The following is a 21,291-nucleotide window of genomic DNA, read 5'->3' as shown; positions in this document are numbered from 1 at the left end:
GCTCTGCTGGTCAGTCTCGAAGGCGTCCGGGCCGTGCGGCCCGGACGATGTGCGGCAGCGTCAGCCGCGACCGACGAAGGGCATCTGGGTCGCCATGACGGTCATCGTCAGGACGTTGGCCTCCAGCGGCAGGCTCGCCATGTGCGCCACGGCGCGGCCGATATGGCCGGCGTCGATGGTCGGCTCGACCGCGGTCGTGCCGTCCGCCTGCAGCACGCCCTTCGACATGCGCGCGGTCATCTCGGTGGTGGCGTTGCCGATGTCGATCTGGCCGCAGGCGATGTCGAACGGCCGGCCGTCCAGCGCGGTCGCCTTGGTCAGGCCGGTGATGGCGTGCTTGGTCGCGGTGTAGGGCGAGGAATTCGGCCGCGGCGTCGTCGCGGAAACCGAACCGTTGTTGATGATGCGACCGCCATGCGGCGTCTGCGCCTTCATCATGCGGAAGGCTTCCTGCGTGCAGAAGAACGCGCCGGTGAGGTTTGCACCGACCACCGTGTTCCACTGCTCGGCGGTGAGCTCTTCCATCGGGATGGCCGGCGAGCCGGCGCCGGCATTGTTGACCAGCAGGTCGAGGCGGCCGAAGCGCTTCTCGACCTCGGCGAACAGCGCCGTGACGGAGGCCTTGTCGGAAATGTCGGCCGGCACGACGACGGTCTGCGCCTCGCCAATGGCCTTGGACGCCTCATCCAGCACTTCGCGGCGGCGACCGGTCATCACGACCGTGAACCCGTCGGCGACCAGCGCCGTGGTGATGGCCTTGCCAACGCCGGTTCCTGCGCCGGTTACCACGGCAATCTTGTTCTGCGACGTCATCGCGTCGACCTCCCCTGATTCATCATACGACCTGGTCGCGTTTCGCCCCCGCGAAACGCCATTGCAGCATGGCGACGTGTGGTCGTTCGTCGGTGCCACCGCTCCCATACGCTGCCGCGATGCCGCTTGACAACGTCGGCAGCGGATGATGGCGTCCATCCCAAGCGATCGCCCTGTCATAAGATCGCAGCAAGAACCGGCCGGAGGAAACGGCATGCAGTCCGAGACAGCCGAAAGGGTCGACAGCGCGACCTGGCGGCGACAGGCCCTGGCGATTCTGTCCGCATGGGGCATGAGCGATGCGCATGCGGCGGTCACCGCCGACGTGCTGGTCGCGGCCGACCTCATGGGTATCGATTCCCATGGCCTGACCCTGTTGCCGCTCTACGACCAGCAGCTCGGCAATGGCGGCGCCACCGCGACGCCGAATATCGAGGTCGTGCACGACATGGGCGCCGTCGCGCTGATCGAGGGCGACGCCGGCTTCGGCCAGGTGCCCGGGATGATGGCCGTGGACATGGCCGCCGAGCGGGCCGGACGCTTTGGCATCTCCGCCATCTCGATCCGCAATTCCAACCATTACGGCGCCGCCGGCGTGTATGTGCGGCGGCTTGCCGAACGTGGGCTCGTCGGCATCTCGACCTCGTCGGTCTGGCGGGCCGGCATCGTGCCGACAGGCGGGCTGGCGCCGAAGCTCGGCACCAATCCCATCGCCTTCGCCGCCCCCTCGGCACGCGGCCAGCCATTCCTTCTCGACATGGCGACCTCCACCGCCGCGATCGGCAAGCTCAAGCTGGCGCAGCGGGCCGAGACCGAACTGCCGGAAGGCTGGGCCCTGACGCGGGAGGGCACGCCCCAGCGCGATCCCAATCTCGCCCTGCTCGATCCATTGCTCGCACCGCTGGGCGGCCACAAGGGCTATGGGCTGGCGACCATGGTCGAGGTCCTGTCCAGCGTCCTGTCCGGCGCCGCGCTGACACCGCTGCGCGGGGCGCCCGGTCAGAAGCACGATGTCGGCCATTTCATCCTGGCCCTCGATCCCGCGATGATCCGCGGCTCGCGCGCCGCCTTCGAGGCCGACCTCGACCGCATGGTCGACGGCCTGCGTGCGACCGACCCGATCGATCCGGCACATCCCGTGATGGTGGCCGGCGACCCCGAATATGCCCGCGAGGCCGACAGGCTGGCGCACGGCATCCCCTTGTCTGCGAAGCTCGCCGCGCAATTGCGCGAGATTGCCGAACGGGCGGGCGCCGCCTTCCTGTTCGAGCGGGAGAGTGCGCCGACGTGACCGACCGTCCCTCGGGGCGGAGATAAACTGGGAGGAGAAAGACATGAAGAAGACCCTACTGACGCTCGCGCTCACGGCGGCGGGTATCGCCATGACCATGCCGGCACAGGCACAGCAGCTGCGGTTCATGACTGGTCCGCAGGGCGGTTCGTGGTATCCGCTGGGCGGCGCCATCCAGGGCATGGCGCCCGACGGCGTGGCGATCCAGGTCTTGCCGGGCGGCGGCGTCGCCAACGTCCAGGGCGTCCAGAACGGCGCAGCCGATCTCGGCTTCGCCAACTCCATCTCGACGGTCGACGCCATCAAGGGACGCGAGCCCTTCGAAGGCGAAGCCGACAATGTCTGCAATCTCGCGACGCTCTATCCGCAGTATTTCCAGATCGTCACGACCGCCAGCACCGGCATCGAGAAGGTCGAGGATTTCGCCGGCAAGCGTCTGGCGACCCAGCCGGTCGGCAACACCGCCGAGCAGGTGACCCGCGCCGTGATGCAGGCCGCCGGCATGACCTATGACGACCTGTCGACCGTCGACTACGTGTCCTATTCGGACGGCGTGTCGCTGATGCAGGACAACAATTCCGACATCTTCACGCTCGGCACCACCGTGCCGGCCTCGGCGATCATGGATCTCGCCAATTCGTCCGAGATCAAGCTGGTGCCGCTGGACGCCGACTTCATCGCCAAGATGAAGGCCGAGATCAATCCGGGCTACACCGGCGTGACCATCCCCGCCGGCTCCTATCCCGGGCAGGACGAGGACGTCAGCGCGGTCGGCTACGCCACCCACGTGATCGCGCGCTGCGATCTCGATGCCGGCGTCGTCGAAGGCATTCTCGGCCAGATGTGGGAGAACCGCCAGGATCTCGCCGCCATCGCCGCCGCGATGAAGGACATCACCGTCGAGGAGATGGCCCAGGACGTCGGCGTGCCGATGCACGAGGGTGCCAAGGCCTTCTACAAGGCCAACGGCGTCGAGATGTAAGCAGAATGGCGGGCGTGCGGCTTCGGGAGGGGCCGCACGCCTTTTTGTGACCGGCAGGCGCTTGAGCCGGCCGGCCGACGGGTCGGCAATCCGACCTGTCCACGGGGGGTGACATGGAACGACACGAAGTCTGGCTGAAGCGAACGATCACCGTCGTCGCGGTGACGATGAGCCTGTTCCACCTCTATGTCGCCTATTTCGGGCCGCCCAACGCCTTCACCCTGCGGGCCACCCATTTCGGCTTCGCGCTGGTGCTGGCCTATCTGTCGCTGCCGATGTTCGCCTCGCGCCAGGGCAAGGCCCCCAGGCCGCTCGACTGGCTGTTCCTGGTCGGCTCGCTCGCGGCGTCGGCCTATCCCATCGTCGAGCAGCAATATTTCAACACCCGCATGGCCTATGTCGGCCCGGTCTCGGCCACCGACATCAGCTTTGCCATCCTGATGATCGTCGTCGTCCTGGAGGGCACACGCCGCGCCATCGGCCCGATCCTGCCGATCACCGCGCTGATCTTCCTCGGCTACCAGGTGTTCTTCACCAACACCCACCTGATCCGGCTGCTCGAATACCAGTACATGACGACCGATGCCCTGTTCGGCATCCCGGCGCAGGTCTCGGCCACCTATGTCGTCCTGTTCGTCATCTTCGGCGCCCTCGCCGAACGGCTGGGCATCGGCAAGCTGTTCATGGATTTTGCCCTGGCGCTGACCGGCAGCCAGGCCGGTGGACCGGCCAAGGTCGCCGTCGTCACCTCGGGCCTGTTCGGCTCGGTGTCGGGCTCGGCCGTCGCCAACGTGATGACCACCGGTACCTTCACGATCCCGCTGATGAAGCGCATCGGCTATCCGCCGCACTTTGCCGGCGCAGTCGAGGCGGTCGCCTCCACCGGCGGCCAGATCATGCCGCCCATCATGGGCGCCGCGGCCTTCGTCATGGCCGAGTTTCTCGGCGTCAGCTATCTGAAGGTCGCGGCCTTCGCGCTGCTGCCGGCCCTCCTCTACTATCTCGCGGTCTTCCTCGCGGTGCATTTCGAGGCCAAGAAACAGGGCCTCAAAGGTCTGCCCAAGGCCGATCTGCCCCGCGTCGGCGAGGTGCTGCGCGAGCGCGGCCACCTCTTCCTGCCGCTGTTCATCATCATCGGCACGCTGATGTCCGGCTTCTCGGCGCCTTTCTCGGCGCTGATGGGCATTCTGTCCGTGGTGCCGGTCGTCCTGATGCGCAGCACCACCCGCAGCGAATTCACCATGGCCAAGCTGATCGACGGTCTGGAAGCCGGCGCGATCAACTCGGTGATCGTCGCCATGGCCTGTGCCACCGCCGGCATCGTCATCGGCGTCATCGCCCAGACCGGGCTCGGCCTGACCTTCACCAGCATCGTGCGCGCCGCGGCGCAGGACATGCTGCTGCCGGCCCTGCTGCTGACCATGGTCGCCGGCATCGTCTTGGGCATGGGCATGCCGACGACGCCGGCCTACATCGTCCAGGTGGCGCTCCTCGTGCCGGCCCTCGTCCGGCTCGGCGTGGCGGTCGAGGCGGCGCACATGTTCGTGCTCTACTTCGCCATCCTGTCGGCGATCACCCCGCCGGTGGCGATCGCCGTCTATGCGGCCTGCGGCATCAGTCGCTCGGCCGTCTGGGACACCAGCATCGCGGCGGTGAAGCTGGCGCTGACGGGCTACATCATCCCGTTCATGTTCGTCTTCGGCCCTTCGCTGCTGCTGATCGGTGACTGGGACAAGGTGGCCGTGTCCGTCGTGACGTCGATCACCGGCGTCACGCTGCTGACCGGCGGCCTCTCCGGCTATCTGCTGAAGCCGGCCAACTGGCCGACGCGGCTCCTCTACATCGCCGCCGCCTTCACGCTGATCAAGCCGGGCCTGACGACCGACATGATCGGTGCTGGTCTCGGCGCGCTCGGCCTGTTCCTCAACTGGCGCTGGCCGGCGCCGGACTTCGTGCCGCGTAATCGGCCAATGGTCGACCCGGGCCATGTGGAGGCGCCGGAGAACGCGCCGATCGAGCCCGGCGACCTGCTGGAAGCCTCGGCCCACAGCAGCCATCCACGCAACGGCTGACGCGAAAAAGGCGGGGCGCCGAGCGCCCCGCCTTTCTTCATCTCCGGGGACCGTCTCCCTCGGCGCCGGCCGTCCATGACGGCCGATGCCGCATCAGGGCATCGGGATGTCCTGCGTGAACTTCGGCACGTGATAGCCCTTCTGCACCGCCTCGCGGCCGGCCAGTTCGACATACCAGCGCTTCACATTCGGAAAGTCGTGGAGCGAAATCTCCTGCCATTCATGGCGCGACGCCCACGGCCAGATCGACAAATCGGCGATGGAATACTCGCCGGCGACATATTGTTCGCGGCCAAGCTGGGTGTCGAGCACGCCGTAGAGGCGGCGCACTTCCTTGGCGAAGCGCTCCTCCGCGAAGGGTGCCTTGCCCTTGTTGAACTTTAAATATTGATGCGCCTGGCCGAGCATCGGGCCGAAGCCGCCCATCTGCCACATCAGCCATTCGAGCGTCTTCATCCGGGCGACCGGCTCGGCCGGCAGCAGCTTGCCCGACTTTTCCGCCAGATAGATCAGGATCGCGCCCGATTCCATCAGCGTCAGGCCGTTGTCGCGGTCGACGATCGCCGGGATCTTGTTGTTCGGCGCCATCTTCAGGAATGCGGGATCGAACTGTTCGTCCTTGGTGATGTCGATGGCGTGGGCCTCATAGGGAAGCCCCATTTCCTCCAGCGCGATCGAGACCTTGCGGCCATTGGGCGTCGCCCAGGTGTAGAGATCGATCATGGTGCAAATCCTCCCAGAGTGCTGTGTTCGAGATAGTCGAGGCATGGCGACCTGCGGCGGCGCGATGACCGACCGCAGGCCGAACCGGATGGCTATTTCGCCGAGGCGCGCAGCTTCGTCACCGTGGTGCGGGTCGAGATGCGCTCGGGATCGGTGACGAGCTCGATCAGCGCGGCCTTGCCGGAGGCACGCGCCCGCTCGAAGGCCGGCATGAACTCGTCATTGCTGGTCACCCGCTCGCCATGGGCGCCCATCGCCGTCGCCATGGCGGCGAAATCCGGGTTCTGCAGGTCGGTGCCGACGACCCGGACCGGATATTCCCGCTCCTGGTGCATGCGGATCGTGCCGTAGGTGCCGTTGGCGAAGACGAAGATGATCGGCGTCGCGCCGTACTGGACGGCGGTCGCCAGTTCGAGGCCGCTCATCTGGAAGCCGCCGTCGCCGACGCAGCCGATGACGGTGCGATCGGGATGGGCGATCGCAGCGGCGACGGCCGCCGGCACCGCATAGCCCATGGCGCCGGCCGTCGAGCCGATCTGCCGCCCCGGCCGCCCGTAGCGCAGATAGCGCTGCGGCCAGCCGGTATGGTTGCCGGCGTCGAGCGTGACGATGGCGTCCGTCGCAAGCTCCTCGCGCAACGTGGTGAAGGCGGCCGCCAGATCCAGCGGACCGGCTTCCTGCTCCGGCTCCACGTCGGCCAGGAACTCCTGGCGCAACTGCGAACGCCAGCCCTCGAAGCGCGACGGCTCGAACCAGCGCGCGTCGGCAAGGGCCGAGGCCAGCGAAGCCGGCGAGGCGCAGAGGCCGAGCTCGGGTTGATAGACCCGGCCGACCTCTTCGGCGCCGGAATGGATGTGGATCAGGCGCGGACGCGGCGCCGGCGAATCGAGCGTCGTGTAGCCCTTCGTAGTCATCTCGCCGAGCCGCGCCCCGGCGACGAAGAGCACGTCGACCTCCGCCATCCGCTTGACGAGGCTCGGCGCGCCGGCCGTGCCGAAATCGCCGACGAAGCTCGACGAGGACGCCGAGACCACGTCCTGGCGGCGGAACGAACTGGCGACCGGCAGGCCGTTGGCCTCGGCAAAGGCGGTGATGTCGCGGCACGCCGCATCGGTCCAGCCGCTGCCGCCCACCAGCATCAGCGGGTTCTTCGCTTCCGTGAGGATCGCCCGGATCGCCTCGGCGTCGGCGGCCGTGACGTGGCCCTCGACGGGCGTCGCCTTCGGCGCGTCGCCGACGCTCGCCATCTCGGTCAGCATGTCCTCGGGCAGCGCCAGCACCACCGGCCCCGGCCGGCCCGACATCGCCACCTGATAGGCCCGCGCGACATATTCGGGAATGCGCGCCGTCGTCTCGATCTCGGCGGCCCATTTGGCGACCGGCGAGAACATCCGGCGATAGTCGATCTCCTGGAAGGCCTCGCGGTCGCGCATGTCGCGGCCAACCTGGCCGACGAACAGGATCATCGGCGTCGAATCCTGGAACGCCGTGTGCACGCCGACCGAGGCGTGGCAGGCGCCCGGGCCGCGGGTGACGAAGCACAGGCCCGGCTTGCCGGTCAGCTTGCCGTAGGCATCGGCCATGTTGGCCGCGCCCGCCTCGTGGCGGGCATTGATCAGGCGGATCTCGTCGCGGCTGTCATAGAGCGCGTCGAGCACTGCCAGATAGCTTTCGCCGGGCACGCAGAAGGCGGTGTCGGCCCCCTGCTTCAGAAGCTGGTCCACCAGAATGCGCCCACCGTTGCGGGCATTGGCTTGCGACTGGGTCATGTTCAGATCGACCTCGAAGGAATGCGCGGCCTTGAAGACCGTCCTGCGGGAGGCGCGAGGATCACGCCGGATGGAACCCGCGTCAGCGGGCGGTGGATCGAGCCGGCCGGGCCGTTGCGCTCAGGTCTAGCGCGGCCGAAGGGCCATCGCCAAGACCGCCGCAACGGCTGGCTGGAGGCCGGCTCAGCAATAGCGTTCCGGACCGACGGACTGGGCGTCCGAATAGCGGTCGCCTTGGGCAAAGCCGACCGGCAGCACGGCCTCGATGGCGGCCATGTCCTCCGCCGACAGCGTGATCGCCATCGCGTCGGCGTGGTCGTCCAGATGGTCCGCGCTGCGCGTGCCGGGAATGGCGACGATCTGCGGCGAGCGATGCAGCACCCAGGCGATCGCCAGCGCCGCCGGCGACTGGCCGCGCTCGGCCGCAAAGGCACGAAAGCGGTCGGCGGCACCGAGGTTGTGACTGAAATTCGGCTCGACGAAGCGCGGATTGGCGGTGCGGAAATCGCCCGGCGGGAAATCGGCCGGCACCAGCGGCTTTGCCCCGAACATGCCGCGGGCCAGCGGCGAGAAGGCGACGAGCGCCGTGCCGGAGCGTTCGCATTCCTGCACGAGGCCGAGTTCCGGCAGGCGCGTCCACAGAGAATATTCGCTCTGGACGGCGGCCACCGGATGCACCGCATTGGCCCGGCGCAACGTGCCCGGAGAAATCTCCGACAGGCCGATCGCGCCGATCTTGCCCTCCTCCTTGAAGCGCACCAGCGTCTCCATCACCTCCTCGATCGGCCGTCCGGCCTCGCGGCGATGGATGTAGAAGAGATCGACATGCTCGACGCCGAGCCGGCGCAGCGAGCCTTCCAGCGTGCCGCGCAGATAGTCGGCCGAATTGTCGAAGCTGCGCTGTGGCGCCCGCTTGATCGACGCCTTGGTGGCGATGACGAATCGGTGTGGCCGGGCTTTCAGGAAGCTGCCGATCACCTCCTCCGAGACGCCCTCGCCATAGACGTCGGCCGTATCGAGATGGTCGATGCCGCGTTCGATCGCCCGGTCGAGCGTGCGGTGGCTCTCCGCCACGTCGGTCGCCCCATAGATGCCGCCGAAGCTCATGCAGCCGAGCCCCACGGGCGCCACCTGCGGTCCGCCCGTTCCAAGCCTGCGCCGTTCCATCCTGCCCCCTCTTCATTCACTGGCCGTGCGCCCACCTGCCCTTGCAGACAGATGCGGACGCTCCGGTCTCGCGTCGCGGCGGCGGCCGCTCCCGGCCGGCAATCCCCGCGCGACGTCTCCCTCCACGACCGGTGGATAACGTATCCACTGCCCCGATCGTGCCCTTCCGGGAACCGATAGCACATCGGCGACCTTGCCCCGAGCGTCATATGATGACACGTGAAGCACGTCACCGGCGAATGGTGCCGGCGCGTCGCATGACTTTCGTGTGGACAGCCGTGCTGCCTAATGTCGATGTATGCATTGAAAGCTCGCCACCCGCGACAAACATTCCGGGTCCCAGGATCGCTCGTCCGCTTCGGTGTGGCGGGCATGGCTGCAAATGACAGGTGAATTGATGGCTTTGACAGGAGACCTCCTCATCGGAGGCGCGACACGACACGGAACCGCAGGCGACATCCACGGCCTTGACGCGGCAACCGGCGAGAAGCTCGAGCCGGCCTTCGGTGCGGCCGGCCCCGACGATCTGGAAAAGGCATGCGCGCTCGCCGCCAAGGCGTTCCCGATCTTCCGCGAGACCGATCTGGAAGCACGCGCCGTGTTCCTGGAGACGATCGCCCAGAACATCATGGATATTGGCGACGAGCTGGTCCAGCGCTGCGTGACCGAGACCGGCCTGCCGCAGGCCCGCGTCGAAGGCGAGCGCGGCCGCACGGTCGGCCAGCTCCGGCTTTTCGCCGCGACCGTCCGCGAGGGCTCGTTCCTCGAGGCCCGCATCGATCCGGCCATGCCGGACCGCAAGCCCATGCCGCGCGTCGACCTGCGCCTGCGCAATGTCGCGGTCGGCCCGGTCGCCGTCTTCGGCGCGTCCAACTTCCCGCTGGCCTTCTCGGTCGCCGGCGGCGACACGGCCTCGGCGCTGGCCGCCGGCTGCCCGGTCGTCGTGAAGGCCCATTCGGCTCATCCCGGCACCTCCGAGCTGGTCGGCAAGGCCGTGCAGAAGGCGGTCAAGGATTGCGGCCTGCATGAGGGCGTCTTCTCGATGCTGTTCGGCTCGGGCCGCGTCATCGGCCAGGGCCTCGTCGCCGATCCGCGCATCAAGGCTGTCGGCTTCACCGGCTCGCGCAGCGGCGGCACGGCGCTGATGGCCACCGCAGCGGCCCGTTCCGAGCCGATCCCGGTCTATGCCGAGATGAGCTCGATCAACCCGGTCGTGCTGCTGTCGGGTGCCCTCGCCGCACGCGGCGAAGCCATCGGCAAGGCCTTTGTCGGTTCGCTGACCATGGGCGCCGGCCAGTTCTGCACCAATCCGGGCCTGATCCTCGCCATCGACGGCGAGGGCCTGGAGAGCTTCGTCAAGGGCGCCAGCGCCGCGCTGGGCGAGGCTCCGGCCGCGACCATGCTGACGCCGGGCATCCACGAGGCCTATTGCGAGGGCGTCAAGCGTCTGGACAGCCATTCCCAGGTCCAGAAGCTGGCCGAGGGCAAGGTCGGCGAGAAGTTCCAGGGCCAGGCCGCCCTGTTCTCCACCAAGGCCGCCGACTTCTTGGCGAACCCTGAGCTGCAGGAAGAGGTCTTCGGTTCGACCTCGCTGATCGTGCGCTGCGCCGACGAGGCGGAACTGCAGAAGGTCCTGGGCTCGGTCGAGGGTCAGCTGACCATCGCCCTGCACATGGAAGAGGGCGACCACGACTACGCCCGCAAGCTGCTGCCCGTGCTCGAGGAAAAGGCCGGCCGCATCCTGGTCAACGGCTTCGGCACCGGTGTGGAAGTGGCCCCGGCCATGGTCCATGGCGGTCCCTTCCCGGCCACCTCCGACGGCCGCTCCACCTCGGTCGGCACGCTCGCCATCGCCCGCTTCCTGCGGCCAGTGAGCTATCAGGACATGCCGGACGCGCTGCTGCCGAAGGCCCTGCAGGAGGCCAATCCGCTGAACGTGCCGCGCCGTATCGACGGCAAGCTCGGCTAAGCCCTGCGCAGACCACGAACGAAGCCCCCGGTGACCGACGGTCCCGGGGGCTTTTTTGTTTGGGGCTCCGGCACGCTCGCATGGCCCAAACCGGTCCAGCACATGCCTCGGCCCTTGGCATCGCCGGCCATATGGCCGACAGTGCCGCGGGGGAAATTCACGACATCTTCGGGGGGAACGGATCTTGGCAGTTCAGAAAAAGCGGGTCGCGCTGGTCGGGCTCGGCATGGTGGTGGGCGCCCATGTCCGCAGCCTCATCGACCTCACCGAGCGGGTCGAGATCGCCTACGCCTACAGTCCCACGGCGGCCCGGCGTGAAGCCTTCGCGGCGCAGTTTCCGGTGCCGACCTGCGATCGTCTGGAGACGATCCTCGACGATCCGAGCATCGACGCCGTCATCGTCCTGACGCCGCCCAACACCCATCTCGACATCGTCGGGCGCTGCGCGGCGGCGGGCAAGCACGTGCTTCTGGAAAAGCCGCTGGAGATCACCACCGAGCGCGCGACGCAGATGGTCGAGGCCTGCGAGGCCGCCGGGGTTACTCTCGGCATCGTCCTGCAGCACCGCTTCCGCCCGGCCGCCGAAGCGCTGGCACGGATTCTGGCCGCGGGCGATCTGGGCGAAATCGCCGGCTGTTCGACGATCATCCGGCTGTGGAGACCGCAGGCCTATTACGACGAGCCCGGCCGCGGCAGCCTCGCCCGCGATGGCGGCGGCGTGCTTCTGACACAGGGCATCCATACGCTCGACCTGATGCTGAGCCTCGCCGGCCGACCGGCCGAGGTACGGGGCTTCGCCACCACCAGCCCGGTGCATGTGATGGAGACCGAGGACATGGTCGCCGCCGGTATTCGCTTCGAAAACGGTGCCCTCGGCACCATCGATGCGACGACCGCCGCCTATCCGGGCTTTCCCGAACGCATCGAGTTCATCTGCCGCAACGGGACCGCGGTCCTCGCCGGGACCGGCCTCGACGTCACGTTCCACGACGGCCGCACCGAGCGGGTCGCGCCGCTGGAGACCGCCGGCGGGACCGGGGCCAATCCGATGGACTTCCCGCATGACTGGCACCGCAGCGCCATCGCGGACTTCCTCGATGCGCTGGACGGAGAGCGCCCGCCGCGCATCTCGGGCCGCGAGGCGCTGAAGGTGCATCGCCTGATCGATGCGCTGATCGAGGCCGGACGAACGGGAACGAGCGTCGCGGTCGCCGCCGAGCCGGCCTGACGGCGCACCCGCGCCTGCCATGTCCGGCTGGCGCGGGTCGCAGCAGACAGTGGCCGCAGTGGCGCTATTGCGCCTCCCAGGCGCCGAGCCGCTGGCCTTCGATGATCGCCATCGCGACGTGATAGAGCAGCCGCGTCGGCGCATCGGCCTGCAGCGTCTTGCCGTCCGGGTCGATCTGGTTGCGCCAGATCGGGCGATCGTCAGCGATGTGCTGCTTGAACATCAGCTTGGTCAGTTGCCGGGCCCGCGCCACGCCCTCCGCGTCGCCGGCCGATTCGGCCCGCGCCAGATGCGCCTTGATCCCTTCCGTCTGGGGCCAGAGCAGCATCGATGTCGAGACCGGCGCGCCTGACGGGTCGATCTCGTCATAGACGCCGCCACCCAGCCGACCACCCCGATGGGTGCCGTTGTTCCAGCCGAACCGGTAGAGCGCCGCGGCATGGCCGTCGAAGCGCCGGTCGCCGGACAGGGCCGCATAGCGATGCAGCAGCCAGACCCATTCGAACTGGTGGCCCGGCTCGCGGATGCGGCCGGCCGGCGGCGGCGCCTCGCCGAGATCGCGGTCGAGGAACTCGCGCAGCGAGCCGGTGTCGGCGTCGTAGAAATGCGCCGCGAAGATTTCGGCGATGCGCCGCGCATGCTCCAGCCAGCGCGCCTCGCCTGTCGCCTCGTGCAGCGCCAGCAGCGCCTCGAAGAGATGCATGTGCGGGTTCTGACGTCGTGGCAGCGGATAGGGTTCGCCGGGCTGCGTGGCACGATCATCCTCGTGATAGCTGCCGGTCGCCGGATCGAAGAGCGTGCCGTGGAACCAGTCGAAGGTCTCATCGAGGAGGGTCTGCGCCGTCTCCGACGGCCCGAGTCGCAACAGGGCGGCAAGGCCGAGCAGCACGAAGCTGTGGTCGTAGGCATCCTTGACCCGGTTCGCAGCGGGCGCGGCCGGGTCGCCGTCCCGGCCAACCGCGCGGTAGAAACCGCCATCGGAGGGGTCGCGCAGATGGTCGGTGAGAAAGGCCAGCGCGGTCTCGGCGCCGGCGACGCAGTTCTCGCCGCCGCCGTTCAGCCGCGCATGGGCGCAGGTGAACAGCATTCGCGCCTGCACCAGGGTCGTCTTCGGATCGTCCTCATAGGGCTCGCCGGATGACGAGAGCCGGTCGAAGAAGCCGCCATGCCGAGCGTCCCGCGCCGTCGCTATCCAGAACGGCATCGCCTTGTCGTAGAGCCAGAGATCAGGCCGCCGATCGCTGCGTGTCATGTGCGTCTTTCCCCGATCGCATGTTCAACAAAAAAGAGCGCGGTGCACCGTTTCCGGGCACCGCGCTCCTCCCCCCTCAACCGATGGCTCAGTTGACGAATTGCGGCATCAGCAGTCGCGGCAGCCACAGGCTGATCGACGGAAACACGATGACCAGCGCAAGAATGGCCAGCATCGGCGCCAGGATGATCGCCACGTCCTTGATCACCCGTTTGACCGATATGCCGGCGACCGAACAGGAGATCAGCAGGCACAGGCCGTAGGGCGGCGTCACCAGGCCGAAGGCGAGGCTGATCACGCCGATCATGGCGAAGTGGATCGGATGCATGCCGACCGACTGGGTGACCGGCCACAGCACCGTGCCGAGGATGATGATCGCCGGGATCGCGTCGATGAAGCAGCCGATGATCAGGAAGGCGATCGCCACCGCGAAGCCCATCTCGGTGATGCCGAGATCCATCGCCTGCACGTAGGAAACGAGCGCCGCCGGAACCTTGAAATAGGCCAGGATCCAGCCGAAGGCGCTGGCGGTACCGATGCAGAACAGCGCGATCGAGGCGAAGCGGCCGGTGTCGTAGAGCACCTCCGTCAGGAGCCGCAGGCCGATGGTGCGGTAGACCACCATGCCGAGGAACAGCGCGTAGAGCGCCGCGACCACGGAGGCCTCGGTCGGCGTGAACACACCGCCGACGATGCCGCCGACGATGATGATCGGCGTCATCAGGGCGAGCGCGGCCCCGAGGAACGCACCGGCGAGCTCGCGGAACGTGGCGCGCGTGTGCAGGCCCATGCCGTGACGCCTGGCGTAGATGTAGACCGTGGCCATCTGCGCGCCGGCGATCAGGATGCCGGGAATGATGCCGGCCAGGAACAGGCCGCCGATCGAGACCGACATCAGCCCGCCCCAGACCACCATCAGGATCGATGGCGGGATGACGACGCCCATCACCGAGGAACAGGCAGTCACGGCGACGGAGAACGAGGCCGAGAAGCCTTCCTTCTTCATCTGCGGGATCAGCAGCGAGCCGATGCCGGCGGCGTCGGCCGTCGAACTGCCCGAGATGCCGGCGAAGAACATCGACACCACGACATTGACGTGGCCGAGGCCGCCTGGAAGGTGCCCGACCAGCGCCCGCGACAATCGGATCAACCGGTCGGTGATGCCCGCCGCGTTCATCAGGTTTGCGGCGAGCAGGAAGAACGGCACCGCCAGCAGCACGAAGGAATTGTAGGAGCGGAACATCTCCTGCAGCAGCAGGATCGGCGTCAGCCGGGGCTCCAGGAAGAACACCGGGATACAGGCGAGAGCGAGCGCGAAGGCGACCGGGACCCGCAGGATGATGAAGAGCAGGAACAGCCCGAACAGGAGCGCGGCGACGAAACCGGGGGTCATGCGACGTCTCCCAGCGGGCGCCGCAGTTCGATCATGATCTTTTCGGCCATGAAGAGCAGCGTCACGACCCCCATCAGCGGCCAGGCCACGAACATCCAGTTCATCGGCAGCGAGGCGATCTCCGAGGTCTGGTACCAGCCGAAGAGCAGGAACTGCCATCCGTACCAGACGAAGATCACGGCCACGAGCGAGACCATGAGGTGCACGAAGATACGCTTGGCCCGCTCAACCTTGGGGTTGGCCGATTCCGGCAGGATTTCGAGATCGAAATGGGTGCCGTCCCGCACCGCGCACATGGCGCCGATCATGATCATCCAGACGAAGCAGAAGCGGGCGATCTCCTCGGTCCAGATATAGCGGGGCACGTAGTCGGAGCGTGACAGCACCTGCATCGTCACGGGAATAATCAGGCCTGCGACGAGCAGGCCCAGTGCCACCTTGAGGACGAGGTGGACTGCGTCGAGGATGCGATGCATGAACTCTACCGAAAAGTGCGGGGAATGCGCGGGAACAGCCGGGTCGCCGGGACGGCAAGGCCGCCCCGGCTGCAGGCGTCGTTACTTGATCGCCTGGATGTTCTGCAGAACGTCGGCTGCACCGAGCTCTTCGGCATAGGCCTCGAGCACGGGGTTGGCGGCCGCCAGCATGGCATCACGCTCGGTGAATTCATGCGTCTTCAGCCAGCCCTTCTCGACCATGGCGTCGAGCTTCTTGCCGTCCTCGCCGCTTTCGATCTCGCGGCCGTACTGTCCGGCCTGCGGGCCGGCCTCGTCGATGCACTTCTGCAGGCCTTCCGGCAGGCGCTGATAGGTCTTGTTCGACATCATCAGCGGCCGGATGGTGATCGCGTGCTTGGTCAGCGACAGCTCAGGTCCCACTTCGTAGAACTTCATCTGCTCGACGCCGGCCGCCTCGTTCTCGGCCGCCTCGATGACGCCGGTCTGGATAGCGTTGTAGACCTCGTTATAGGCGATCACGGTCGGCGCCGCGCCGAGCGCATTGAAGACGCTGGTCCAGATCGGGGCGCCCTGCATGCGGATCGACAGACCCTTCATTTCTGCCATGTTGGAGACCGGCCGCGTCGCGAAGACGTTGCGCGTGCCGCCGCCCGCATAGCCCAGCAGCCGGATGTCGGCCTTTTCGAGAATGTCGTCGGCGATCGGCTTCAGGGCGTCGGCTTCCAGCACCTTGTTCCAGTGATCCTCGTCACGGAACAGGAAGGGCATGTCCATCAGCGGCGCCATCTTCGAGAAGGTGGACATGTGGGCGGGCGAAGCCACCGCATAGTCCACCGACAGGCCCTGATTCATGTAGGCGACGTAGTCCTTCTCGAGACCCAGCTCGGAGTTCAGGTGCATCTCGAACTCGACGGGCTCTTCGGTGTAGCAGGCCGAAACCAGCTCCTCGAACTTGCGCATCGTCTTGGTGAAGGCGTGGTTCTCGTCGAACTGGCTCGCACCGATCAGCTTCGTCTGCGCAGCGGCCGGTGCGGCCGAACCGAGCGCCACGGCACTGGCACCAAGCAGAAGTGCGGCGGCCGCACCCTTCATGAATCCAAACGTCATATTGTTCCTCCCAATATGGTGCGCGTTTCTGCAGTAAACGCGCACCGTTCTTTCTGCGCTGCAATATTGCAGTGCAGTATTTTCTCCCAATCCCGACTATATCCGATGACTTGCGCGGGTCAACAACGTATACGCTAAGCCTGTCGGTGCTTTATTGTCGCCGGTGCGATTGGAGATCGCGAACGGGAATCGACGTGCAGCAGCGCGACCGTTCGCCGGAGAGGGACTTCACTATGACCAACAAGCCATCGATCGGTTTCATCGGCCTCGGGCTCATGGGATCGGCCATGGTCGAGCGCATGCAGAAGCTCGGCTATCCGATGACCGTCATCGCCAACCGCAGCCGCGGCAATGTCGATGCCGCAGTCAAGCGCGGGGCGACCGAGACCAAGACATCGCGCGAGCTCGCGGGCCGCAGCGACATCGTCATGATGTGCATGGACACGTCCGCTTCGGTCGAGGCGCGCATGTTCGGCGAGGACGGCGTCATCGCCGGCCTGCGCCCTGGCAGCCTCGTCATCGACTTCGGCACCTCGCTGCCCGATTCGACCAAGCGGATCGCCGTGGCCGTGGCCGAGGCCGGCGCCGAGTACATGGACGCACCGCTCGGCCGCACCCCGTCCCACGCCGTCGACGGCAAGCTGAACATCATGTCGGCCGGCAGCACCGAAGCCTTCGAGCGCGCCAAGCCGGTCTTCGAGGATCTCGGCGAAAACATCTTCCATGTCGGCCCGCTCGGCGCCGGCCACACGCTGAAACTGATCAACAACTTCTTCGCCATGACCACCGCCTGCGCGATGTCGGAGGCCTTCGCCATGGCCGACCAGGCCGGCATCGAGCGCGACACGCTGTACGGCGTGATGTCGGCCGGCCCGCTGAAGTCCGGCATGATGGATTTCGTCAAGGCCTACGCCGTCGACGACAATCCCAACATGCTGGCCTTCTCCGTCGCCAACGCCCGCAAGGATGTCGGTTATTACAGCCGCATGGCCGACGATCTCGGCGTGCCGAGCGTCATGTCGACCTCCGCCAAGCAGGCGCTGTCGCTGGCGACCGCCGGCGGCTACGGCCAGCGCATGGTGCCGGAAATGGTGGCGTTCTTCGCCGGCCTGTTCGGCGGCAAGAAGTAAGGGTCAGCTCTGAAACTACCGGATCCGGCGGCCCCGCTGCCGGATCCACCCAAGCTGCGATCTTTGCCGGCATCGCCTCGCGGAGCCGGATGGAGCGCCCTGCCCTCGCTAGGCGTCAGCGGCGTCCCGGTAATAGTCGCGGTACCATGCAACGAAGGCCGCAACGCCCTCCTTCACCGGTGTCGCCGGCCGGTAGCCGACGGCCCGCTCCAGTTCGCCGACATCGGCGAAGGTGTCGGGCACGTCCCCCGGCTGCAGCGGCAGGAGCTGGCGTTCCGCCTTGCGGCCCAGCGCCTCTTCCAGCGCCTCGACATAATCGAGCAGCTTCACCGGCGAATTGTTGCCGATGTTGAACAGCCGGAACGGCGCATTGCTGGTCGCCGGGTCGGGCCGGTCGCTGTTCCAGTCCGGGTCAGGCGCGGCCGGATTGTCGCTGGTGCGGATCACCCCTTCGGCGATGTCCCCGACATAGGTGAAGTCGCGGGTATGGTTGCCGCCGTTGAACAGCGGGATCGGCCGGCCCTCGAGGATGTTCCGGGTGAACAGGAACAGCGCCATGTCCGGTCGGCCCCATGGGCCATAGACCGTGAAGAACCGCAGTCCCGTGGTCGGGAGCCGGAACAGATGGCTGTAGGAATGCGCCATCAGCTCGTTGGCGCGCTTGGTCGCGGCGTAGAACTGCAGCGGATGATCGACGCTCTGGTGCTCGGAGAACGGCATCGCCGTATCAGCGCCGTAGACGCTGGAGGTCGAGGCATAGGTCAGGTGCCCGACGCCGCCATGCCGGCAGGCTTCCAGGATGTTGGTGAAGGCGACGACGTTGGATTCCACATAGGCATGGGGATTTTCCAGCGAGTACCGCACGCCCGCCTGGGCCGCGAGATGGATCACCCGGTCCGGGCGATGCGCCGCAAAGCAGGCCGCCACCGCGTCGCGGTCGGCAAGATTCGCCTGTACGAAGCTGTAGCGCCCGGCCGACCGCGCCGCCGTCTCGTCCAGCACCCGCAGCCGGGCTTCCTTGAGCGCCGGGTCGTAATAGTCGTTGACCACGTCGAAGCCGACGACGTCGTCGCCGCGCTCCAGCAGGCGCCGTGCGACGTGAAAGCCGATGAAACCGGCGTTGCCGGTGACCAGGATCGTCATCAGAGCCGCCCGTCCGTTTCCTCGCGCGCAAAGACGCCCTTCACATCGTAGAACGCCGCCTTCTCCCGGCCCAGCCCCCTGATGGCGGCCGCGCCCATGGCGGCGAACTGCCGGTGGCCGACGGCCAGCACGATCCCGTCATAGGTGGCGGGATCGGGCGCTTCGGTCAGGCACGTAAAGCCGAATTCGCGCTCGCATTCCTCCGGCGCGACCCAGGGGTCCCAGACATCCACCACGGCGTTGAACTGCTTGAGGTCGCTCACGAGGTCGATCACCCGCGAATTGCGGATGTCCGGGCAGTCTTCCTTGAAGGCGATGCCCATGATCAGGATGCGGCTACCGACGACCGGCAGGCCGCGGCTCATCATCAGACGCGCCACCTGGTCGGCCACATGGTGGCCCATCCGGTCGTTGATCCGCCGCCCGGCGAGGATCACCTCGGGATGATAGCCGACCTCCTGCGCCCGGTGGGTCAGGTAATACGGATCGACACCGATGCAGTGACCGCCGACGAGGCCGGGCCGGAAGGGCAGGAAATTCCACTTGGTGCCGGCGGCCGCCAGGACGTCGAGCGTGTCGATGCCGAGCCGCTGGAAAACGATCGAGAGCTCGTTCATCAGCGCGATGTTGAGATCGCGCTGGGTGTTCTCGATCACCTTGGCGGCTTCCGCCACCTCGATCGACGGCGCCTTGTGGGTGCCGGCGGTGACGATCGTGCCGTAGAGCCGGTCGACGGTCTCGGCGGCCTCCGGGGTGGAGCCGCTGGTGACCTTGGTAATCGTCGTCAGCCGATGCTGGCGGTCGCCCGGATTGGCGCGTTCCGGGCTGTAGCCGAGGAAGAAGTCACGGTTCAGCGTCAGCCCGGACAGCTTTTCCAGGATCGGCGCGCAGATATCGCGGGTGCAGCCCGGATAGACGGTCGATTCGTAGATCACCAGCGCGCCGGCCGAGAGCGCCCGGCCGACCGATTCCGTCGCCCGGATCAGCGGCCCGAGATCGGGACGGTTGGCCTTGTCGATGGGCGTCGGCACCGTCACGATGAAGATGCTGCAGGCCGACAGGACCTCCGGATCGCTCGAAAAGGCGAGATTGGCCGCCGTTGCCTGCAGATCGGCCGGATCGACCTCCAGCGTCGCGTCGCAGCCATCCTGCAGCTCGGCGATCCGCGCGGCCCTGATGTCGAAGCCCAGAACCCTGCGCTGCCGGGCAAACTCCACCGCCAGCGGCAGGCCGACATAGCCCAGCCCGATGACGGCGATCGTGCCTTGGTCCGATTCGTCCTGGCGCAAAGCGGCACCTCCGGTCGCGATAGCCCCGGCCGGTCCGGCCGGGTGGCGTGGTCTTGCCGAAGGGCTATCCATCGCTGCGGGGTCGCGTGTCAAACGGCGCGGGCTTCGGCGGACGGGACCGACGCATCCGCATCGCTCCCGCGCGGACGTCCGACGCCCGCATAGCTGAAGCCGGCGCGGGTCACCGTCTCCCTGTTGTAGACGTTGCGCAGGTCGACCATCACCGGGCTGGTCATCAGTGCTTTCAGCCGCGCCAGGTCGAGCGAGCGGAACTCGTTCCATTCCGTCACGATCGCCAGCGCATCGGCGCCCTCGGCCGCCTGGTAGATCCCTTGCGCGAAGGTGACGTCGTCGAGTACCGCGCGGGCCTGCTCCATGCCGACCGGATCATAGGCCACCACCCTGGCGCCGCCATCCTGCAGCGCCTGGATGATCGAGATCGACGGCGCATCACGCATGTCGTCGGTGTTCGGCTTGAAGGTCAGGCCCAAGACCGCGATCGTCTTGCCGCGCACCGTTCCGCCGCAGGCCTGAACGATCTTGCGCGCCATCGAGCGCTTGCGCTGGTCGTTGATCGACACCGTCGTCTCGATCAGCCGTACCGGGCTTTCGGCATCCTGGGCGGTCTTGACCAGCGCCAGCGTGTCCTTGGGAAAGCACGAGCCGCCATAGCCCGGCCCCGCATGCAGGAATTTCGAGCCGATCCGCCCGTCCATGCCGATGCCGCGCGCCACGTCCTGGACGTCGGCGTCGAGCTTTTCGCACAGATCGGCGATCTCGTTGATGAAGGTGATCTTCATGGCGAGAAAGGCGTTGGCGGCGTATTTCGTCAGCTCGGCGGTGCGGCGCGAGGTGAAATAGACCGGCGCGGCGTTCAGCGACAGCGGCCGGTAAACCTCCGACATCATCGCCTTCGCCGTCTCGTCCTCGGTGCCGATGAGCACCCGGTCGGGCCGCTTGAAATCCTCGATGGCCGAGCCTTCGCGCAGGAATTCCGGATTGGAGACGACGGCGACGTCGGCGTCCGGGTTCACCTCGCGGATGATCCGCTCCACCTCGTCGCCGGTGCCGACCGGCACGGTGGACTTGGTGACGACGATGGTGAAGCCGTCGAGCGCCCGGCCGATCTCGGCCGCCGCGCCATAGACATAGGAGAGGTCGGCATGGCCGTCGCCGCGCCGCGAGGGCGTGCCGACGGCAATGAACACGACGTCGGAGGCCGCGACCGAAGCAGCAAGATCGCTGGAAAAGCGCAGCCGCTTCTGCACCGCATTGCGCGCCACCAGCTCGTCCAGCCCCGGCTCGTAGATCGGCATGCGCCCGAGTTCCAGCAGTTCGAGCCGCGCCGGATCGCGGTCGACGCAGACGACCTCATGGCCGAAATCAGCAAAGCAGGCCCCCGAGACGAGGCCGACATAGCCGGCGCCGATCATCGTGATACGCATGGTTCAGTCCTTTCGCGAGCGGCGCTTGCCCGGCACCGGTCCGGCTGCGCCAGATGCAGC

Annotated in this window: 17 protein-coding genes; 6 read left to right on the top strand and 11 right to left on the bottom strand. The window is 67.2% G+C overall.

Annotation, left to right across the window (positions count from 1 at the left end; genetic code table 11):
* Positions 1 to 60: 60 nt before the first annotated feature.
* Entirely contained in the window at positions 61 to 813 is a 753-nt protein-coding gene (locus H9Q09_RS10450; RefSeq protein ID WP_187390975.1) for an SDR family oxidoreductase, read from the bottom strand.
* A 214-nt stretch (positions 814 to 1,027) separates the two neighbouring features.
* On the opposite strand from H9Q09_RS10450, the gene H9Q09_RS10445 reads away from it, so the two are divergent.
* The 3 genes from H9Q09_RS10445 to H9Q09_RS10435 all read left to right on the top strand — a co-directional run bounded on the left by H9Q09_RS10445 (position 1,028) and on the right by H9Q09_RS10435 (position 5,158).
* Positions 1,028 to 2,104, top strand: a complete 1,077-nt coding sequence (locus H9Q09_RS10445; RefSeq protein ID WP_246716093.1) for an Ldh family oxidoreductase — start codon at positions 1,028 to 1,030, stop codon at positions 2,102 to 2,104.
* A gap of 43 nt (positions 2,105 to 2,147) precedes the next feature.
* A complete protein-coding gene (locus H9Q09_RS10440; protein WP_024351486.1) occupies positions 2,148 to 3,086 on the top strand; it encodes a TAXI family TRAP transporter solute-binding subunit in 939 nt (312 codons plus the stop codon).
* A gap of 113 nt (positions 3,087 to 3,199) precedes the next feature.
* On the top strand, positions 3,200 to 5,158 hold the full coding sequence (locus tag H9Q09_RS10435) for a TRAP transporter permease (protein ID WP_187390973.1): 1,959 nt from the start codon (positions 3,200 to 3,202) through the stop codon (positions 5,156 to 5,158).
* Between the two features lie 93 nt (positions 5,159 to 5,251).
* Here the strand turns inward: H9Q09_RS10435 and H9Q09_RS10430 are convergent, their stop codons facing one another.
* From H9Q09_RS10430 to H9Q09_RS10420, 3 genes are all read right to left on the bottom strand, one after another.
* On the bottom strand, positions 5,252 to 5,881 hold the full coding sequence (locus H9Q09_RS10430) for a glutathione S-transferase N-terminal domain-containing protein (RefSeq protein ID WP_187390972.1): 630 nt from the start codon (positions 5,879 to 5,881) through the stop codon (positions 5,252 to 5,254).
* Between the two features lie 92 nt (positions 5,882 to 5,973).
* Positions 5,974 to 7,650, bottom strand: coding sequence for a thiamine pyrophosphate-binding protein (locus H9Q09_RS10425; protein WP_187390971.1), 1,677 nt, complete (start codon positions 7,648 to 7,650; stop codon positions 5,974 to 5,976).
* A gap of 183 nt (positions 7,651 to 7,833) precedes the next feature.
* Positions 7,834 to 8,817, bottom strand: a complete 984-nt coding sequence (locus H9Q09_RS10420; protein WP_187390970.1) for an aldo/keto reductase — start codon at positions 8,815 to 8,817, stop codon at positions 7,834 to 7,836.
* A 397-nt stretch (positions 8,818 to 9,214) separates the two neighbouring features.
* Between H9Q09_RS10420 and H9Q09_RS10415 the strand changes: the two genes are divergently transcribed.
* Both H9Q09_RS10415 and H9Q09_RS10410 read left to right on the top strand, forming a co-directional pair.
* The gene (locus H9Q09_RS10415) at positions 9,215 to 10,786 is read left to right on the top strand and encodes an aldehyde dehydrogenase (NADP(+)) (RefSeq protein ID WP_187390969.1); all 1,572 of its coding nucleotides are present in this window, start codon (positions 9,215 to 9,217) and stop codon (positions 10,784 to 10,786) included.
* A 184-nt stretch (positions 10,787 to 10,970) separates the two neighbouring features.
* Positions 10,971 to 12,014, top strand: coding sequence for a Gfo/Idh/MocA family oxidoreductase (locus H9Q09_RS10410; protein ID WP_187390968.1), 1,044 nt, complete (start codon positions 10,971 to 10,973; stop codon positions 12,012 to 12,014).
* Between the two features lie 64 nt (positions 12,015 to 12,078).
* On the opposite strand, the gene H9Q09_RS10405 is transcribed toward H9Q09_RS10410, so the two are convergent.
* The 4 genes from H9Q09_RS10405 to H9Q09_RS10390 form a co-directional block, all read right to left on the bottom strand.
* Positions 12,079 to 13,266 (bottom strand): AGE family epimerase/isomerase, encoded by a 1,188-nt coding sequence (locus H9Q09_RS10405; protein WP_187390967.1) that lies wholly within the window; start codon positions 13,264 to 13,266, stop codon positions 12,079 to 12,081.
* Positions 13,267 to 13,354: 88 nt separating this feature from the next.
* Entirely contained in the window at positions 13,355 to 14,659 is a 1,305-nt protein-coding gene (locus H9Q09_RS10400) for a TRAP transporter large permease (protein ID WP_187390966.1), read from the bottom strand.
* Complete coding sequence (locus tag H9Q09_RS10395) at positions 14,656 to 15,135, bottom strand: TRAP transporter small permease (RefSeq protein WP_187390965.1); 480 nt, start codon at positions 15,133 to 15,135, stop codon at positions 14,656 to 14,658. Before H9Q09_RS10395 ends, H9Q09_RS10400 begins: the two co-directional genes overlap by 4 nt.
* A gap of 81 nt (positions 15,136 to 15,216) precedes the next feature.
* Positions 15,217 to 16,224, bottom strand: a complete 1,008-nt coding sequence (locus tag H9Q09_RS10390) for a TRAP transporter substrate-binding protein (RefSeq protein ID WP_187390964.1) — start codon at positions 16,222 to 16,224, stop codon at positions 15,217 to 15,219.
* Positions 16,225 to 16,457: 233 nt separating this feature from the next.
* On the opposite strand from H9Q09_RS10390, the gene H9Q09_RS10385 reads away from it, so the two are divergent.
* Positions 16,458 to 17,354, top strand: a complete 897-nt coding sequence (locus H9Q09_RS10385) for an NAD(P)-dependent oxidoreductase (protein WP_187390963.1) — start codon at positions 16,458 to 16,460, stop codon at positions 17,352 to 17,354.
* A 108-nt stretch (positions 17,355 to 17,462) separates the two neighbouring features.
* Here H9Q09_RS10385 and H9Q09_RS10380 read toward each other — a convergent pair whose 3' ends face one another.
* The 3 genes from H9Q09_RS10380 to H9Q09_RS10370 all read right to left on the bottom strand — a co-directional run bounded on the left by H9Q09_RS10380 (position 17,463) and on the right by H9Q09_RS10370 (position 21,231).
* A complete protein-coding gene (locus H9Q09_RS10380) occupies positions 17,463 to 18,497 on the bottom strand; it encodes an NAD-dependent epimerase (RefSeq protein WP_187390962.1) in 1,035 nt (344 codons plus the stop codon).
* Positions 18,497 to 19,786: a nucleotide sugar dehydrogenase gene (locus H9Q09_RS10375; protein ID WP_246716092.1), complete on the bottom strand. Its 1,290-nt coding sequence runs from the start codon at positions 19,784 to 19,786 to the stop codon at positions 18,497 to 18,499. The genes H9Q09_RS10380 and H9Q09_RS10375 overlap by 1 nt, the downstream gene beginning before the upstream one ends.
* Before the next feature lie 89 nt (positions 19,787 to 19,875).
* Positions 19,876 to 21,231 (bottom strand): UDP-glucose/GDP-mannose dehydrogenase family protein, encoded by a 1,356-nt coding sequence (locus H9Q09_RS10370; RefSeq protein ID WP_187390960.1) that lies wholly within the window; start codon positions 21,229 to 21,231, stop codon positions 19,876 to 19,878.
* Positions 21,232 to 21,291 lie beyond the last annotated feature (60 nt).

Origin of the sequence: Aurantimonas sp. DM33-3 (genome assembly GCF_014334315.1) — a bacterium.
GTDB lineage: Bacteria > Pseudomonadota > Alphaproteobacteria > Rhizobiales > Rhizobiaceae > Aurantimonas > Aurantimonas coralicida.
Note: the sequence above shows the minus strand (reverse complement) of the source record. Positions and strands in the feature narration are given on the sequence as shown.

Coding starts and splice junctions, on each gene's coding strand:
- H9Q09_RS10400 (WP_187390966.1), bottom strand. CDS start 14,659: ATGACCCCCGGTTTCGTCGCCGCGCTCCTGTTCGGGCTGTTCCTGCTC.
- H9Q09_RS10370 (WP_187390960.1), bottom strand. CDS start 21,231: ATGCGTATCACGATGATCGGCGCCGGCTATGTCGGCCTCGTCTCGGGG.
- H9Q09_RS10420 (WP_187390970.1), bottom strand. CDS start 8,817: ATGGAACGGCGCAGGCTTGGAACGGGCGGACCGCAGGTGGCGCCCGTG.
- H9Q09_RS10450 (WP_187390975.1), bottom strand. CDS start 813: ATGACGTCGCAGAACAAGATTGCCGTGGTAACCGGCGCAGGAACCGGC.
- H9Q09_RS10440 (WP_024351486.1), top strand. CDS start 2,148: ATGAAGAAGACCCTACTGACGCTCGCGCTCACGGCGGCGGGTATCGCC.
- H9Q09_RS10425 (WP_187390971.1), bottom strand. CDS start 7,650: ATGACCCAGTCGCAAGCCAATGCCCGCAACGGTGGGCGCATTCTGGTG.
- H9Q09_RS10380 (WP_187390962.1), bottom strand. CDS start 18,497: ATGACGATCCTGGTCACCGGCAACGCCGGTTTCATCGGCTTTCACGTC.
- H9Q09_RS10435 (WP_187390973.1), top strand. CDS start 3,200: ATGGAACGACACGAAGTCTGGCTGAAGCGAACGATCACCGTCGTCGCG.
- H9Q09_RS10415 (WP_187390969.1), top strand. CDS start 9,215: ATGGCTTTGACAGGAGACCTCCTCATCGGAGGCGCGACACGACACGGA.
- H9Q09_RS10405 (WP_187390967.1), bottom strand. CDS start 13,266: ATGACACGCAGCGATCGGCGGCCTGATCTCTGGCTCTACGACAAGGCG.
- H9Q09_RS10430 (WP_187390972.1), bottom strand. CDS start 5,881: ATGATCGATCTCTACACCTGGGCGACGCCCAATGGCCGCAAGGTCTCG.
- H9Q09_RS10445 (WP_246716093.1), top strand. CDS start 1,028: ATGCAGTCCGAGACAGCCGAAAGGGTCGACAGCGCGACCTGGCGGCGA.
- H9Q09_RS10390 (WP_187390964.1), bottom strand. CDS start 16,224: ATGACGTTTGGATTCATGAAGGGTGCGGCCGCCGCACTTCTGCTTGGT.
- H9Q09_RS10395 (WP_187390965.1), bottom strand. CDS start 15,135: ATGCATCGCATCCTCGACGCAGTCCACCTCGTCCTCAAGGTGGCACTG.
- H9Q09_RS10385 (WP_187390963.1), top strand. CDS start 16,458: ATGACCAACAAGCCATCGATCGGTTTCATCGGCCTCGGGCTCATGGGA.